The 13,644-nt window shown below is 57.9% G+C and carries 13 protein-coding genes; 7 read left to right on the forward strand and 6 right to left on the reverse strand.

Annotated elements, in window-relative coordinates:
• Positions 1 to 106: 106 nt before the first annotated feature.
• The 3 genes from CL1_RS03320 to nuoE are packed head-to-tail and all read right to left on the reverse strand — an operon-like array spanning position 107 to position 5,226.
• Positions 107 to 2,965 (reverse strand): NAD(P)-binding protein, encoded by a 2,859-nt coding sequence (locus CL1_RS03320; protein ID WP_014788480.1) that lies wholly within the window; start codon positions 2,963 to 2,965, stop codon positions 107 to 109.
• A gap of 1 nt (position 2,966) precedes the next feature.
• Complete coding sequence (gene nuoF, locus CL1_RS03325) at positions 2,967 to 4,769, reverse strand: NADH-quinone oxidoreductase subunit NuoF (protein ID WP_014788481.1); 1,803 nt, start codon at positions 4,767 to 4,769, stop codon at positions 2,967 to 2,969.
• Positions 4,762 to 5,226, reverse strand: a complete 465-nt coding sequence (gene nuoE / locus CL1_RS03330) for an NADH-quinone oxidoreductase subunit NuoE (RefSeq protein WP_014788482.1) — start codon at positions 5,224 to 5,226, stop codon at positions 4,762 to 4,764. The genes nuoF and nuoE overlap by 8 nt, the downstream gene beginning before the upstream one ends.
• 166 nt (positions 5,227 to 5,392) lie before the next feature.
• Between nuoE and shyB the strand changes: the two genes are divergently transcribed.
• The 6 genes from shyB to CL1_RS03360 are packed head-to-tail and all read left to right on the forward strand — an operon-like array spanning position 5,393 to position 10,450.
• The gene (gene shyB / locus CL1_RS03335; protein ID WP_048151864.1) at positions 5,393 to 6,397 is read left to right on the forward strand and encodes an NAD(P)-dependent hydrogenase/sulfhydrogenase 2 subunit beta; all 1,005 of its coding nucleotides are present in this window, start codon (positions 5,393 to 5,395) and stop codon (positions 6,395 to 6,397) included.
• Positions 6,394 to 7,260 carry an NAD(P)-dependent hydrogenase/sulfhydrogenase 2 subunit gamma gene (gene shyC / locus CL1_RS03340; RefSeq protein ID WP_014788484.1) on the forward strand — a complete coding sequence of 289 codons (867 nt, stop codon included), beginning with the start codon at positions 6,394 to 6,396 and terminating at the stop codon, positions 7,258 to 7,260. Before shyB ends, shyC begins: the two co-directional genes overlap by 4 nt.
• Positions 7,257 to 7,997 carry an NAD(P)-dependent hydrogenase/sulfhydrogenase 2 subunit delta gene (gene shyD, locus CL1_RS03345; RefSeq protein ID WP_048151869.1) on the forward strand — a complete coding sequence of 247 codons (741 nt, stop codon included), beginning with the start codon at positions 7,257 to 7,259 and terminating at the stop codon, positions 7,995 to 7,997. Before shyC ends, shyD begins: the two co-directional genes overlap by 4 nt.
• A complete protein-coding gene (shyA, locus tag CL1_RS03350; RefSeq protein WP_014788486.1) occupies positions 7,994 to 9,241 on the forward strand; it encodes an NAD(P)-dependent hydrogenase/sulfhydrogenase 2 subunit alpha in 1,248 nt (415 codons plus the stop codon). The genes shyD and shyA overlap by 4 nt, the downstream gene beginning before the upstream one ends.
• Positions 9,242 to 9,289: 48 nt before the next feature.
• Entirely contained in the window at positions 9,290 to 9,595 is a 306-nt protein-coding gene (gene pbp11 / locus CL1_RS03355; RefSeq protein ID WP_014788487.1) for a tRNA-binding protein Pbp11, read from the forward strand.
• 9 nt (positions 9,596 to 9,604) lie between these two features.
• Positions 9,605 to 10,450 carry a TatD family hydrolase gene (locus CL1_RS03360; protein ID WP_014788488.1) on the forward strand — a complete coding sequence of 282 codons (846 nt, stop codon included), beginning with the start codon at positions 9,605 to 9,607 and terminating at the stop codon, positions 10,448 to 10,450.
• 8 nt (positions 10,451 to 10,458) lie between these two features.
• On the opposite strand, the gene rtcA is transcribed toward CL1_RS03360, so the two are convergent.
• Entirely contained in the window at positions 10,459 to 11,493 is a 1,035-nt protein-coding gene (rtcA, locus tag CL1_RS03365) for an RNA 3'-terminal phosphate cyclase (RefSeq protein ID WP_014788489.1), read from the reverse strand.
• Positions 11,494 to 11,582: 89 nt separating this feature from the next.
• On the opposite strand from rtcA, the gene CL1_RS03370 reads away from it, so the two are divergent.
• Positions 11,583 to 12,170, forward strand: a complete 588-nt coding sequence (locus CL1_RS03370) for a hypothetical protein (RefSeq protein WP_014788490.1) — start codon at positions 11,583 to 11,585, stop codon at positions 12,168 to 12,170.
• On the opposite strand, the gene CL1_RS03375 is transcribed toward CL1_RS03370, so the two are convergent.
• Positions 12,151 to 13,035, reverse strand: a complete 885-nt coding sequence (locus tag CL1_RS03375) for a hypothetical protein (protein WP_014788491.1) — start codon at positions 13,033 to 13,035, stop codon at positions 12,151 to 12,153. The genes CL1_RS03370 and CL1_RS03375 overlap by 20 nt on opposite strands.
• Before the next feature lie 40 nt (positions 13,036 to 13,075).
• Positions 13,076 to 13,588 carry a metallophosphoesterase gene (locus tag CL1_RS03380; RefSeq protein ID WP_014788492.1) on the reverse strand — a complete coding sequence of 171 codons (513 nt, stop codon included), beginning with the start codon at positions 13,586 to 13,588 and terminating at the stop codon, positions 13,076 to 13,078.
• Positions 13,589 to 13,644: the final 56 nt, after the last annotated feature.

A 13,644-nucleotide genomic window follows, 5' to 3' on the forward strand; every position in this document is an offset into this window, starting at 1 on the left:
AAACTTCGGAGAGCATTTCCAACTTCCAGACGGGTTCCAGAGGACTAAGCCAGAACCTACCTATCCCGGAAAGGTCCGGAAGAAAGTGGAGGGGTAAAGACAAAAATCACTCAAAAAGGCCCAGCGGCGAGTAGCCCTCCCTCGCACTCTCCATTTTCAGCTCCATTCCGAGGGCGTTCGTTACCGTTCCGCTCTTCTCCGCCCACACTCCGGCCGGAATCACGAGGACGTCACCAGGTAGCTCCTTCCCCGGCCTGCCTATGACCACGTAAGCTTCACTCTCCGGGATTCCCTTAACGCCGGCCTTCAGCAGTCCGGCCGCGTTGACGCCTTCGTGCAGGATCAGTGTTGGCACTTCGAGCGGCTCCGCCGGGCCCTCGAGCACAGCCAGATCATAGTTCTCCTCAACGATTTCCTTCCCCCTCAGCAGTATCTTGAGGAGCGGGAACTTCTCCGGGTCGGCCTTCAGGAGAACCCTCTTGGCGTTTCTGACGTCCTCCAGCGTAGCCGTCGAGGGGCTTCCACTCGCTGTTGAGCCTATGGTAACCCCCTTCCGCTCGGCGAAGGCCTTCAGGAAGGCAATCTCCTCGTTGGTTAAGTCGGGACTCAGGATAAGGGCGTAGCTCCTCTCAGCTATGAAGCGCTTTGCCTCCTCCCAGCTTACGGGCTTTCCGTTGAGGAGCGGCTGGGTTAAATCCTCGGCCCAGGGCCTGTCAAACCTGCAGTGGTCGCAGATATGCCTGTTCCATGAGTCAGCTATGCTCGATGCCCTGACGAGCATGCCGTCGTAGACCTCCACGTTCATCTCGCAGGCGAAGGAGCAGCCGTTGCAGACGGTCTTTACCGGCTTCGTCTTCCACGGGCCGGGCTTGACGAAGGGGAGCTTCTCGGTTATAGCCCCTACCGGACAGACGTCGGCAAGCTCACCGATGAAGCTCCCCCTTAGGTCGGCCATCTTATCGCCGAGCGGAGGCCCGATTCTCGTGGCAAAGCCCCTGAACAGGTAGTCAAGGACGCCCTCTCCAGCGACCTCATGGGTAAAGCGGACGCACTGGCCGCAGAGGACGCACTTGTTGTTGTCGAGCGTCACCCACTGATGGCTCTCGTCTATTTCGAACTTGTTCCCCTCGCCCTCAAAGGCGTGCTGTTCGGCACCGTAGAGCGTGGCATACTCCCTCAGCTTGCAGCGGAAGACCTCCATACAGCCGCAGCTCATACAGCGCTGGGCTTCCTTCAGAACCTCCTCCTCACTCAAGGCCGGCTCGACCTCATCGAAGGTCTTCTTCCTCCTTTCCGGTTCAAGGAGCTTCACCTTCGCCCTCGGCTTTCTTTCAACACCCTCGTAGTCCTTCTCCGTGACCCTCTTCCAGTGGTTGTAGGGCCTGAGGTCAAAGAGAACCCTATACAGGTCGTCGTCGCTGAGGACCTCCTCTATGTGCTTCTCAGGCTCGGTAAGCACGGCCTTAGCCTTGTCAAGCTTGCCCTTGAGGTAGAGGTCTATCATTATCGCGGCCCTTCTTCCGGTTGCGATACTCTCGATAACCGTTGAGGGTCCGAGAACGAGATCGCCGCCGGCGAAGACCCCAGGAATACTCGTCTGAAGTGTCACCTCATCAACTACAGCCTTTCCGCGCTTCGCCTCAATGCCAAGGCTATTCAGGAACCCCTCGTCGCAGTACTGACCTATGGCGAGGATAACGTTGTCGGCCTTAACGCGGAACTCCGAACCCTCTATCGGTATCGGCCTCCTCCTGCCGCTCGAATCCGGCTCGCCGAGCTTCATCTTCACCAGCTCGACTTCCTCGACTCTGCCGTCCCCAAGGATTCTGACCGGGTTGGTGAGGAACATGAACTCAACGCCTTCCTCCATCGCCTCCTCGACTTCCCTCTCGTTGGCGGGCATCTCGGCCTTTGAGCGCCTGTAGACGACGGTAACCTTTGCACCGAGCCTTAAAGCCGTCCTCGCCACGTCCATCGCGGTGTTTCCGCCTCCGACAACTATGACGCGCTCGCCGAGCTCGACCTTTTCGCCCATGTTGACCTTCCGGAGGAACTCTATGCCGTGCATGACGCCTTCAAGCTCCTCGCCCGGAATTCCCATCTTTCTGCTTCTCCAGGCACCGACGCCGAGGAAGACGGCATCATAGCTCTCGCGGAGCTCTTCGAGGGTAACGTCCCTTCCGAGGGCGGTGTTTGTTTTCACCTCGATGCCCGTGTTCATCACCGTCGCAATGTCTCTGTCGAGAACGTCCCTCGGGAGCCTGTAGGGCGGAATCCCGTAGCGCATCATTCCGCCGAGCTCGGGCATGGCCTCGATTATCGTAACCTCGTGCCCCATGGTCCTGAGGTAATAGGCGCAGGCGAGGCCAGCTGGTCCCCCGCCGACGACGGCTATCCTCTTTCCAGTCGAGGGCGGTATCTCCGGCATCCACGGGCCGTGCTCGAGGTCGTAGTCGGCGGCAAAACGTTTGAGCTGCCTTATCGCCAGGGGTTCATCCACGAGGTTCCTCCGGCAGGCCTCCTCACAGAAGGCAGGGCAGACCCTTCCAAGAACCGCCGGAAGGATGTACTTCTCCTTCATCAGCTTAACAGCCTCGTGGTATTTGCCCATCGCTATGAGCGCCAGATAGCCCTGAACATCGCTGTGCGCCGGACAGCCGTCCTGACATGGGCCGATGCAGTCGCCGTAGTGATCCGAGAGGATGAGCTCCAGCGCGGTCTTTCTCATTGAAACGACTTCATCGCTGAGGGTCTCTATCTTCAGCCCCTCCATTGGTTTGAGCGTGCACGAGGTTGTCACTCCTCTGGGCGTTGAAACGAGACAGAGCCTGCACGAGCCGTAGGGGTCGAGTTCGTTCGTGTAGCAGAAGCCCGGGATGTGCTCCCCGATTTCACGCAGGAAGTCTATGAGCGGCTTTCCCTCGGGAGCTTCAAGCTCTTTACCGTTGACTATGATTTTGACCATCTCACTCACCCCCCGCATCGACTATCTCGATGGCGTTGAACCGGCACACCTCGTAGCAGGTCCCGCACTTGATGCACTCGTCCTGGTTGATGACGTGGGGCTTGAGCCTCTCGCCGCTTATCGCCTTCACCGGGCAGAAGATCGCACATGCCGTACAGCCGGTGCACCTGTCGGCGATTATGACGTACCTGATGAGCGGCTTGCAGACCTTGGCCGGGCATTTTCCTTCGATGTGCGCTAAGTACTCGTCCCTGAAGTAGCGGAGCGTTGTTAGAACTGGATTTGGTGCCGTCTGGCCGAGGCCGCAGAGAGAGCCGGCCTTGACCTGGTAGGCGAGCCTTTCGAGCTTCTCAAGGTCTTCCCCGGTGGCCTTGCCCTGGGTGAACTTGTCGAGGATTTCCCACATCCTCTTTGTTCCGAGGCGGCAGAAGGTGCACTTCCCGCAGGACTCTTTCACTGTAAAGTCCAGGAAGAACTTGGCGACATCGACCATACAGGTGTCCTCGTCCATGACCACCATTCCGCCGCTCCCCATTATTGCACCGGTTGCGTTGACGCTCTCGTAATCAACGGGAGTGTCAAAGAGGTACTCCGGGATACAGCCACCTGAAGGACCGCCGAGCTGGACGGCTTTGATTTTCTTGCCAGTCTTCGTCCCGCCGCCGATATCGTAGAGTATCTCCCTCAGGGTCATGCCCATCGGAACCTCGACGTTTCCGCCGTGCTTTATCTTGCCTGAGAGGGCGAAAACCTTCGTTCCTTTGCTCTTCTCCGTTCCGATTGAGGCGTAGGCCTCCCAGCCGTGCTTTATTATCCACGGCACGTTTGCCCACGTCTCGACGTTGTTGATGTTCGTGGGCTTGCCCCAGAGGCCTTTTTGAGCCGGGTACGGCGGCCTCGGCCTCGGCATTCCGCGCCTGCCCTCTATCGAGGCTATCAGAGCGGTTTCCTCACCGCAGACAAAGGCCCCGGCACCTTCCTTGATGACGATGTCGAAGGAGAACCCCGAGCCAAGGATGTTCTCGCCGAGGAATCCCCTCTCGCGGGCCTGCTTCAGCGCTATCTTCAATCTCCTTATCGCGAGCGGGTACTCGGCGCGGACGTAGATGAAGCCCTTCGTCGCTCCGATCGCGTAGGCTCCAATTATCATGCCCTCTATTACCCTGTGCGGGTCGCCCTCAAGGACGTTCCTGTCCATGAAGGCTCCGGGGTCACCTTCGTCGGCGTTGCAGACGATGTACTTGACGTCCCCTTTAGCCTCGCGGGCGAACTTCCACTTCAGTCCCGTCGGGAAGCCCGCTCCGCCCCTTCCCCTAAGGCCTGACTTCATGATTACGTCTATGATCTCCTCGGGCTCCATCTTGAGGGCCTTTTTGAGGGCCTCGTAGCCGCCAGCAGCTATGTACTCATCGATGTTCTCGGGGTCAATGTATCCCGAATTCTCGAGCACTATCTTCTTCTGCTTGGCAAAGTAGCCGTCAACGTCCCACGTCTTTCTTTCCCCGTTCTCCCACCAGTCGCGCTTGACCACCCACTCCTCTACTGGTTTTCCATTAATGACGTGCTCCTCTATAATCCTCGGAACCTTCTTCGGGTCGACGTGGCCGTAGGTGATTATCTCGTCCTCGGTGATGATGTCCACGAGAGGCTCGCGGTAGCACATGCCAACGCAGCCGACTATCTTGAGCTTCACATCAAGGTCTCTCCTCTCAAGCTCGGCCTTTATCGCCTCGTACGTCTCTTTGGCTCCAGCCGCTATACCGCAGGAGTTCATGCCGACCGCTATGGCCCTGATTTCAGACATCGAGCTTCCCCTCCCTGAGCTTTCTCATCAGCTTCCTCACCTTGTCAGGGTTCAGCTTGCCGAAGACCTTCTCGTTTATCATTATCACCGGGGCAAGGCTGCAGCAGCCGAGGCAGGCGACGCGCTCCAGCGTTACAAGGCCGTCCCCGGTCGTCTGACCCTCCTCAATCCCGAGCTCCTCGGTTATGGCCTGCGCTATGTTGACGGCACCGTTGACGTGACAGGCAGTTCCGTGGCAGATCTTGACGACGTACTTCCCGAGGGGCTCGAAGCGGAACTGGGCGTAGAAAGTCGCGACCCCGTAGACCCTGCTGAGGGGAATCCCGAGGTAGTTCGCAATCTCTTCAAGGGCCTCCCTGGGAAGGTAGCCAAAGCGCTCCTGGGTTCTCTGGAGAAGAGGGATTAGAGAACTCGGCTCCGGCGGATAAGAGCGCATGTAATCGAACGAGGCTTCCATCTCGCATCACCACGGGATTTCTCAAAAGAGTCTCAACTTCAATGTTTATAAGCGTGCACTAAAGTACAAGTTTGTAACATCTGGTTGGTAACCATTCGTTTGAAAAATTCTTAAATCAATTCTTTACAAACTTAAAAATGTAATCCCATTTAAGGCGGTGATGCCCTTGAGATATATAAAACTGCCCTCCGAAAACTTTGGGAAGTTCTTCAAGTCCCTTGAGGCCTGGGGCAGTGTGTATGCCCCGGTCAAAAGAGGGGGTATCTATTCTTTCCAGGAAGTGCACGACCCGGCGGAGATAGCGCTGGACTACAACAGAACCATGCTTCCGCCGAAGAAGTTTTTCTTCAGACCCAAAGAGGCTATTCTCAGGCTGAAGAACGGCCACTGGGAAGAAAACCTTGAAGCGGAACCGACGGTTCTCTTCGGGCTCCACTCCTGTGACATTCACGGTCTTAAGATACTCGACAGGGTATACCTCGACGAGCCGGCCGATCCGTACTACAAGAGCAGGCGCGAGAAGACTTTAGTAATAGGAATAAGCTGTATGCCCGATGAGTACTGCTTCTGCAAGAGCCTCGGAACGCACTTCGCGATGGACGGCTTCGATCTGTTTCTCCACGAGCTTCCCGACGGCTGGCTGGTCAGAATCGGGAGCGTCCGCGGCCACGAGATAGTCTGGGAGAACGGTGAGCTGTTCGAGGAGGTGACCGACGAAGACCTCGCCAACTTCAAGGAGTTCGAGGAGAGGCGCGCCAACTCCTTTCAAAAGGAGCTTCCGCAGGAAGGCCTCGCCGACATGCTCGATTTGGCATACAACAGCCCGGTGTGGAAGAAGTACGCGGACATCTGTCTCGCCTGCGGCAACTGTAACATGGTCTGTCCGACCTGCCGCTGCTACGAGGTCTGCGACCGCTGGGTCGACGCCTACAGCGCGGTGAGGGAGAGACGCTACGACTCCTGCTTCATGGAGAACCACGGACTCGTTGCTGGAGGCCATAACTTCAGGCCCACGCGGTTGGACCGCTTCAGGCACCGCTACTACTGCAAGAGCTACTTTGACCCCTCCTCGGGCTACAACTGCGTCGGCTGCGGTCGCTGCGACGAGTTCTGCCCGGCGAAGATAGAGCACGTTAAAGTCCTCGACGAAATAAGGGGGTCTCTGGAATGAATCCCTACGAAAGCCACCCTGCGAGAATCCTTGAGGTAAGGGACCTGACACCGCGGGAGAAGCTCTTCACCCTGCGCTTCCTTGACGAAGATCTGAACGAGAGGTTCACATTCAGGCCCGGGCAGTTCGTCATCGTTGATGTCCCGGGCTTCGGCGAGTTCCCGATAAGTCTGTGCTCGCCCCCAACGAGGAGTCCCATCCAGCTCTGCATAAGGAAAGCGGGCAGGATGACAAAGTTCATCCACAAGATGAAGGAAGGGGACGTAGTAGGAATCCGCGGGCCCTATGGCAACGGCTTCCCGATGGAGAAGATGGAGGGCTCGAACCTGGTTCTTGTGGCAGGTGGCCTTGGAATGGCTCCCCTCCGCTCGGTGCTCTGGTATGCCATCGACACCGGCAAATACGAGCACGTCTGGCTCTTTTACGGAACCAAAGCCTACGAGGACATCCTCTTCCGCGACGAGATAATTCACCTCCTGAAGCACGGTTCCGCAATGGGCTGCACGGTCAAGCTGGCCTACGAGGTCGAAAGCCCATCGTGCATCTACCTAGAGCAGGGGTTCTCGGACAGGGTCTGCAGAGGCGTCGTTACCGACCTCTTCAGGGGAGAGGAGTTTGACGTTAACAGGGCATACGCCCTCATCTGCGGCCCGCCGGTCATGTACCGCTTTGTCATAAGGGAGCTCCTTGACAGGAAGCTCTCACCTGGCAGGATTTACATGACCCTTGAAAGGCGCATGCGCTGCGGAGTCGGCAAATGCGGCCACTGCGTCGTCGGAACAAGCGTCTCCATGAAGTACATCTGCCAGGACGGCCCGGTCTTCACCTACTGGGACGCTCTCTCCACGAGGGGGTTGATATGATGGACAAGCTCAAGCTGGGGGTTTTCGAGCTTACCGACTGCGGCGGCTGTGCCCTGAACATGCTCTTCCTCTACGAGAGGCTCTTCGACCTCCTTGAGTTCTACGAGATAACCGAGTTCCACATGGCAACCAGTCTGCGCGAGGGGAACCACTACGACGTCGCCCTCGTTACCGGAACGGTCTCGACCCAGCGCGACCTGAACCTGCTCAAGGAGGCGAGGAACCACTCCGATTACCTGATAGCACTCGGAACCTGCGCAACACACGGCTCAGTTCAGGCCAGCGTTGAACTGCCAATCAGAGAAAAGCTGAAGGCCGTTTACGGAGATGAAGGCAATCCGATGCGTGCCCTCGATTCAAAGCCGGTGGTGGAGTACGTGGCAGTTGATTTCGCGCTCCCGGGCTGTCCTTACGACAAGAACGAGGTCTATCAAGTGCTCCTGGACATCGCCAAGGGCATCGAGCCCGTTAAAAAAGACTATCCTGTCTGCCTCGAGTGCAAGCTCAATGAATACGAGTGCGTGCTGGTGAAGAAGGGCCTTCCCTGCCTCGGCCCGATAACCTACGGCGGCTGCAACGCCGTCTGCGTGCGCTCGGGTCTGGGATGCATCGGCTGCCGCGGTCCGCTGCCCGGAGAAGTGAACCCTGCGGGCGAATACGAGGTACTCAGGGAGCTCGGCTACGATGACGAATACATCATAAGGAAGTTCAAGACCTTCGCGAGGTGGGAGCCATGATCATCGAGACTAGGGAGTTCACCCGCGTGGAGGGCAACGGCAAGGCGGAGATCGTCATAGAGGACGGGGAGGTAAAGGACGTCAGGCTTAAGATCATCGAGGGGCCGCGCTTTTTTGAGCTTCTAACCCTTGGCAGGCATTACTACGACGTGCCCGATCTCGAAGCGAGGATATGTGCCATCTGCTACCTCTCCCACAGCGTCGCCTCGGTTCTGGGCATTGAGAGGGCTTTCGGCGTGGAGGTTCCGGAGGAGATTCAGCTCATCAGGGAGCTTGGCCTGATAGGAGAGTTCCTTGAGAGCCACTCCCTCCACCTCTACCTCCTAGTTGCCCCCGACCTGTTCGGCTATCCGGACGCCATAAGAATGGCCACGAAGCACGGAGAGCTTGTAAAGGAAGGCCTGGCCCTCAAGTCCTTCGGGAACAGGATAAGGGTCATGGTGGGCGGCCGGGAGATACACGGTATAAACGTCAAGCCAGGCGGCTTCGGCAGGTGGCCCCTCCCCGAGGAGCTGGAAGCGGTAGAAAGGGAAGCGGATGGATTGCTGACAATAGCCAGGCGCTCGGTTCGACTCTTCTCAGAGATAGGGCCCTACGGCGGAAAGGCAGAGCTCTTTGTGGCGACCGACGGTTACCTCACGGGGGAATCCCTTATCTCAAACATCGAGAAGAACTTCCACTACACCGAGCGGATAGAGGAGCGCCCACTCGTTTACAGCTTTGCGAAGCAGAGCCTCTACAACGGAAGACCCTTCCTCGTGGGATCGCTCGCAAGGCTCCTCCTGAAGGGGGATTCCCTAACGCCCCTTGCCAGGCGGCTCTTCGAGGAGCACAGGGAAAAACTGGAGACCGGCTACGTCAGCTACAACAACCTTGCCCAGGCGATAGAGCTGGTTTACTCCCTCGAACGGGCGAAAGAGATAGCGAAGACCCTCCTCGATGGGGGCATCGAAAGGGAGAACGTCCCTGTTGAAGCCAGGGAGGGCGAGGGGATAGGCTACGTGGAGGCGCCCAGAGGCGTGCTCATTCACCACTACAGGATAGACGGAAACGGAAGCATATCCTACTCCAACATAATAACCCCAACCGCGCTGAACCACGCGATGATGGAGCGCGCGCTCCTCTGGGAGGCGAGGGAGCTTTACGGCGAGGTTCCAGAGGAGGAAATGCTCGGGAGGCTTGAGGAGACGGTAAGGGCCTTTGACCCCTGCATCTCCTGCTCGGTGCATTTCGCGAAGCTCTGAGCGGCAAAGCTTTTATCCTCCCGCCCCTCTTTTTTCTGGGGGAGCCCGATGGGGATACTCGACAGGTTCAGAAAGAAGGGTGAGGTTGAGGTCGTATCCCGCGAGCCGGTGGGAAAGTTCATCGTCGCCGGCGTCACCTACGTCCTCGGAAAGCAGGTTCTCGCGGGGATAGTGAAGGAGGGACTCATATACCCGGGCTACAAGCTAAAGGGCAAGAACGTGGCGCTCATAAGGGAGATATACATCCAGAACAGGAAGATAGACTTCGCCGTCGGGGGCGACGAGGTGGCCCTGCTCCTCGAGGGGCATATGGAGGTCAAGACGGGGGAGGTCCTCAACGTCTACCGCTCGTGAGGTGATTGTATGATAATCCTCGACGACCACTTTCATGTTGACCCATTCAAGGGCCTTTTCCTTGAGGCCATCAAGCAGTTCCACAGGGCCGGAGGAACCCACCTGGTGGTTGTCTACAAGACGGCCCACGACTACGGCTTCCAAGGTCTAAGGGCCGAGGACTTCATCAAGGCGATGGATTTCCATATCGAGCTCGTCGAGAAAATCAACCGAGAAACGCCGGTTAAAGCCTATGCCGTCGTCGGCGTTCACCCCGCGGAGTTCGTCTACCTGGCCGAGCAGAGGGGCCTAAACTATGCCAAAAACGAGGTCATGAAGGCCCTCGAATACGTCCAGAGACTTTGCCTGGAAGGGAAGGCCATAGCGATAGGCGAAATAGGCAGGCCCCACTACGAGGTAAGCGAGGAAATCTGGGAGGCAAGCATAGAGCTGATGAAGTACGGGATGAGCCTTGCCAAGGAAGCCGACTGCGCGGTCCAGCTCCACACGGAGAGCTTCGACGAGGAGAAGTTCATGGAGCTCGGCGAGTACGTGAGGGAGGTCGGGATAAAGCCGTACAAGGTGGTAAAGCACTTCTCGCCGCCGCTGGTGAAGGTCGCCGAGGAAGTCGGCGTCTTCCCGAGCATCATAGCGAGCAGGAAGAACATCGAAGAGGCGATAAAGCAGGGCAACAGGTTCATGATGGAGACCGACTACATAGACGACAAGCGCCGTCCCGGGGCTGTTCTCGGGCCGAAGACCGTGCCGAAGAGGACTAAGGCCTTCCTTCAGAACGGCCTCTTCACCGAGGAGGACGTCTACAAGATTCACGTCGAGAACCCGGAGAAGGTCTACGGGGTGGAGCTGGAAGAGTAAAGAGGAAATCAGGACTCTGCCCGCTTCACCACCCTCACAATTCCGGGTTCACCGATTTCACCCTCGACCTCGAAGATCTTGCCCAGGAACCGCTCAACCACCCAGACGTTGGTGACAAGGTGGTTGGTAACCTCCGCCACCCCAAGCTCGCCGCCTGCAAAGGCCAAAAACGGTATCAGCTGGTCGCCGAGGAACCTATCAGCGGCCTTCCCGGGCGTCAGCTGTGCTATCAGCTCGTCGGCTGCCTCTCCTCCGACGACCTCAGCCGGCTTCCCGCGCTTGCCGAGGGCGTCGCCGCCGAGCCTTAACTTATCGGTCTCGGCCCAGACGACGATACCGCTCCCCGGCCCGAGCGAGCGGGAAAGTTCAGTCTCAATTTCCACCGGGACGCCGTAGAGCTCCCTCAGCCTCTCCTCGGCTGCCTTTGCCTGCCTCTCGGCGACGTGAGAAGGAAGGTTGGTGGCGTGGCTTATTCCGGCGAAGCGCTCTATTCTGCTCCACTCGAGGGCCTTCAGGGGTTTCCTCTCCTCCCAGGGCTCGACCCTTCCGGTGACCAGCCCGCCGCCCTTCGGGTAGTGACCCCTCCGCCTGATTTCGAGTTCAACTTTAAGACCCATCTTCTCCAGCGCGAAGAGCGTAACGTTCCTGAGGTAGTCCACCGGCGGGCTCCAGGGGACGTCGGTTCCCCCGGTTACCTCGAAGCTTCCCCCGGTGAAGGCCATCGCCGGAAGCAGGGCCTGGAGGACAAGAGTTACGCTCCCGGCCGTCTTTATCGGAACGCGGACGTGCTTGGCCCTGGCCTTCCCGGGAACGAACTCAAGAACCGTTGAGCCGACCTGAGCGCCCTTAACCCTCGCGTTGCTCAGCTCCTTCAACGCTAAAATCCCGTGGAGGTGCTGTGGCCTCAAGCCGGGATTCGGCCTGTTGGCGCGGATGTTGTAAATCCTGACCGGCTTTCCGGTGATTACCGAGAGAGCAACGCTCGTCCTCAGGATCTGTCCCCCGCCCTCGCCGTAGGAGCCGTCTATTTCTACCCAGTTCATTCTCCCACCCATGTGAATCGAACCGCAAAGGGCCTAAAAACCTGACGAAATTCTTTTAGTGTTGCCGAATAACCTTGGGCGGTGATGGCATGGACGAACTTGAGTTCTGCGTGAAGAGCCTCAGCTATCCCCTCGGAATGCTCTTAGAGGGGCTTGAGAGAAGGGAGGGCGAGAAGGTCAAGGTGGGAAGGGGCTTCATAATCCTCCCAAAGGTTCCCTTCGCGGCCCTGTGTTACCTCACCTCCATAGCGCTCTTCGATGCCTTGGACATGGTGGACAGGAAACGGCTGAACGATAACTATGACTCCATCGAGGGCTTCAGGAGAAAGATGCTCGGCTCGAAGCTGGGGGAGCGCCTCAGGCCATACCTCGAGAGCCCGGGGAGATACGTTAGCCCTGGGGAGAGGCTCACCGTGAACTGGCTGGAGTTCAAGAGAAGGTCCGAGAGGGTCGAGCCGTATCTGGAGAAGCTGAGGGAACTGCACGAAAGGGCCAAAAGCAGGGAGGAGTTCCTCAGGGGTTCCAAATTCGTGGAAGAGCTTACGGTGGACGAAGGACTTCTCCTCAGCTATCTCGCAGAGGGAGAACTGAAAGAGCTTGCAAACGCCGCGCTGGGGAAGCACAAGCCGGAGTTCCGAGAAGCTGTTAAGGCTTACTTCAGGGCTTTGAGGGTCTAATCCCGTCGTCCAGCCCCTCGAATTCAGATGGCACAAAGCCGAGATTAACAAAGATCGCGGTTTCAAGAGCTTTCTCCTTTTCCATGCCCCTCTTCCTGAGCTTCTCGAAGATTTGGACTATCATCTCAAGGTTCCTGTAGTTGAACAGCCACTCAGGGTAGTCATCGAGAATCCCCTCATCAACCGGAACCCCTACGAGGTTCTCAAGCTCCCGGGCGAATTCCTGCCTCGACATGGGAGGGATTTTTATCCTGGCCCCAAAGGGGACGGTGTAGTACTTGTCCGGCCACACAGTCTCCACGACCACTTGAAACTCTCCCCGCCCCATCTCCCGCAGAACCTCCCCCGGCGACGGCTCGCGGAGCAGTTTGGCACCTTCAGGAAGGAGGGGTTCGAGGTTTATTCCCCTGAGGTTCACAATGAGGGTGTGAAAGCCGAGCTCGATAGCGGCCCTGATAGTCAGGGCAAGCCCCCTCTTTTTGGCCTTCTCCGCCTCTTCCTTCCGCCTGAGTTTGAGGTAAAGCTCCTCGCTCACCAGGGTGAACTGGTAGACCCTGTCAAGGCCCCCGACGTCCAAGACGCCGTTGGAGAGAAGCTTTAACCCCAACCTCGCGAGGGAGGCGCTCAGTTCGGCCTCGCTTCTGGTGGTTATTGCACCCTTGCCGGAGACGTCTTCCAATCCTCTGCTGACCAGCCGGTAATCGGCAGGAAAGAGCCCCCTGGCACTGAAGAACTCCTCCAGAGCGGCCCTGGCTTTTTCCTCGTCCACGGCGTAGACCTTGACGAACTCAACGCCCCCCGAGTCGTCCACGCCTATGAACACTACCGCATCGGTTCTTTCCTTTGGAACCAGTATGTCGTCCATATCGACCGCCGTTGAAGCGTTGATTGGAGAGAATAAAACCTCAAAGACTCATCGCCCCGAGCAGCTCCCCGGTGTCGAGGTTGATTATTCTCACTTCCCTCTTCCGCGTGTCGAGCAGGGCCACGCTCTTGACGCCGCTGACGTAGCCGCAGACCTCACCGGGATTGACGAGTATCGTCCTCCCCTCCTCCCTTATTTCGTAGCGGTGGGTGTGGCCGACGACAACGACATCGTACAGCCTGCTCCTGACGAGGGCCCTCACCAGAACCCCGTTGGTACCGTGGGTCACCGCTATCTTCATTCCGTCAGCTTCCAGCTCTATCAGCTCGTCGTATATGCCAAGGGCCTCGTAGAGGCCTTTCCTCTCGCCGTCGTTGTTGCCAAAAACTCCCTTGAGCGGTGCCTTCAGCTTCTTCAGCTCCCGCGCAACGAAAGGCGCAACGTAGTCCCCAGCGTGAATGACAAGCTCGACGTTCTCCCGGTTGAACAGTTCAACCGCCTTCGCGATCGCCTGGAGGTTGTCGTGGGTGTCACTCATTATGCCTATCAACATCACCATTCACCTAAAACGGACTTTCCGTTCAAGTTTATAGGGTTATCGCGTGTTCG

This window comes from Thermococcus cleftensis (assembly GCF_000265525.1).
Taxonomy (GTDB): domain Archaea; phylum Methanobacteriota_B; class Thermococci; order Thermococcales; family Thermococcaceae; genus Thermococcus; species Thermococcus cleftensis.

Excerpts from the sequence above, each read along its gene's own strand:
- CL1_RS03320 (WP_014788480.1), bottom strand. The coding sequence starts at position 2,965 with ATGGTCAAAATCATAGTCAACGGTAAAGAGCTTGAAGCTCCCGAGGGA.
- shyC (WP_014788484.1), top strand. The coding sequence starts at position 6,394 with ATGAATCCCTACGAAAGCCACCCTGCGAGAATCCTTGAGGTAAGGGAC.
- nuoE (WP_014788482.1), bottom strand. The coding sequence starts at position 5,226 with ATGGAAGCCTCGTTCGATTACATGCGCTCTTATCCGCCGGAGCCGAGT.
- pbp11 (WP_014788487.1), top strand. The coding sequence starts at position 9,290 with ATGGGGATACTCGACAGGTTCAGAAAGAAGGGTGAGGTTGAGGTCGTA.
- rtcA (WP_014788489.1), bottom strand. The coding sequence starts at position 11,493 with ATGAACTGGGTAGAAATAGACGGCTCCTACGGCGAGGGCGGGGGACAG.
- CL1_RS03370 (WP_014788490.1), top strand. The coding sequence starts at position 11,583 with ATGGACGAACTTGAGTTCTGCGTGAAGAGCCTCAGCTATCCCCTCGGA.
- shyD (WP_048151869.1), top strand. The coding sequence starts at position 7,257 with ATGATGGACAAGCTCAAGCTGGGGGTTTTCGAGCTTACCGACTGCGGC.
- CL1_RS03380 (WP_014788492.1), bottom strand. The coding sequence starts at position 13,588 with ATGTTGATAGGCATAATGAGTGACACCCACGACAACCTCCAGGCGATC.
- shyA (WP_014788486.1), top strand. The coding sequence starts at position 7,994 with ATGATCATCGAGACTAGGGAGTTCACCCGCGTGGAGGGCAACGGCAAG.
- CL1_RS03360 (WP_014788488.1), top strand. The coding sequence starts at position 9,605 with ATGATAATCCTCGACGACCACTTTCATGTTGACCCATTCAAGGGCCTT.
- nuoF (WP_014788481.1), bottom strand. The coding sequence starts at position 4,769 with ATGTCTGAAATCAGGGCCATAGCGGTCGGCATGAACTCCTGCGGTATA.
- CL1_RS03375 (WP_014788491.1), bottom strand. The coding sequence starts at position 13,035 with ATGGACGACATACTGGTTCCAAAGGAAAGAACCGATGCGGTAGTGTTC.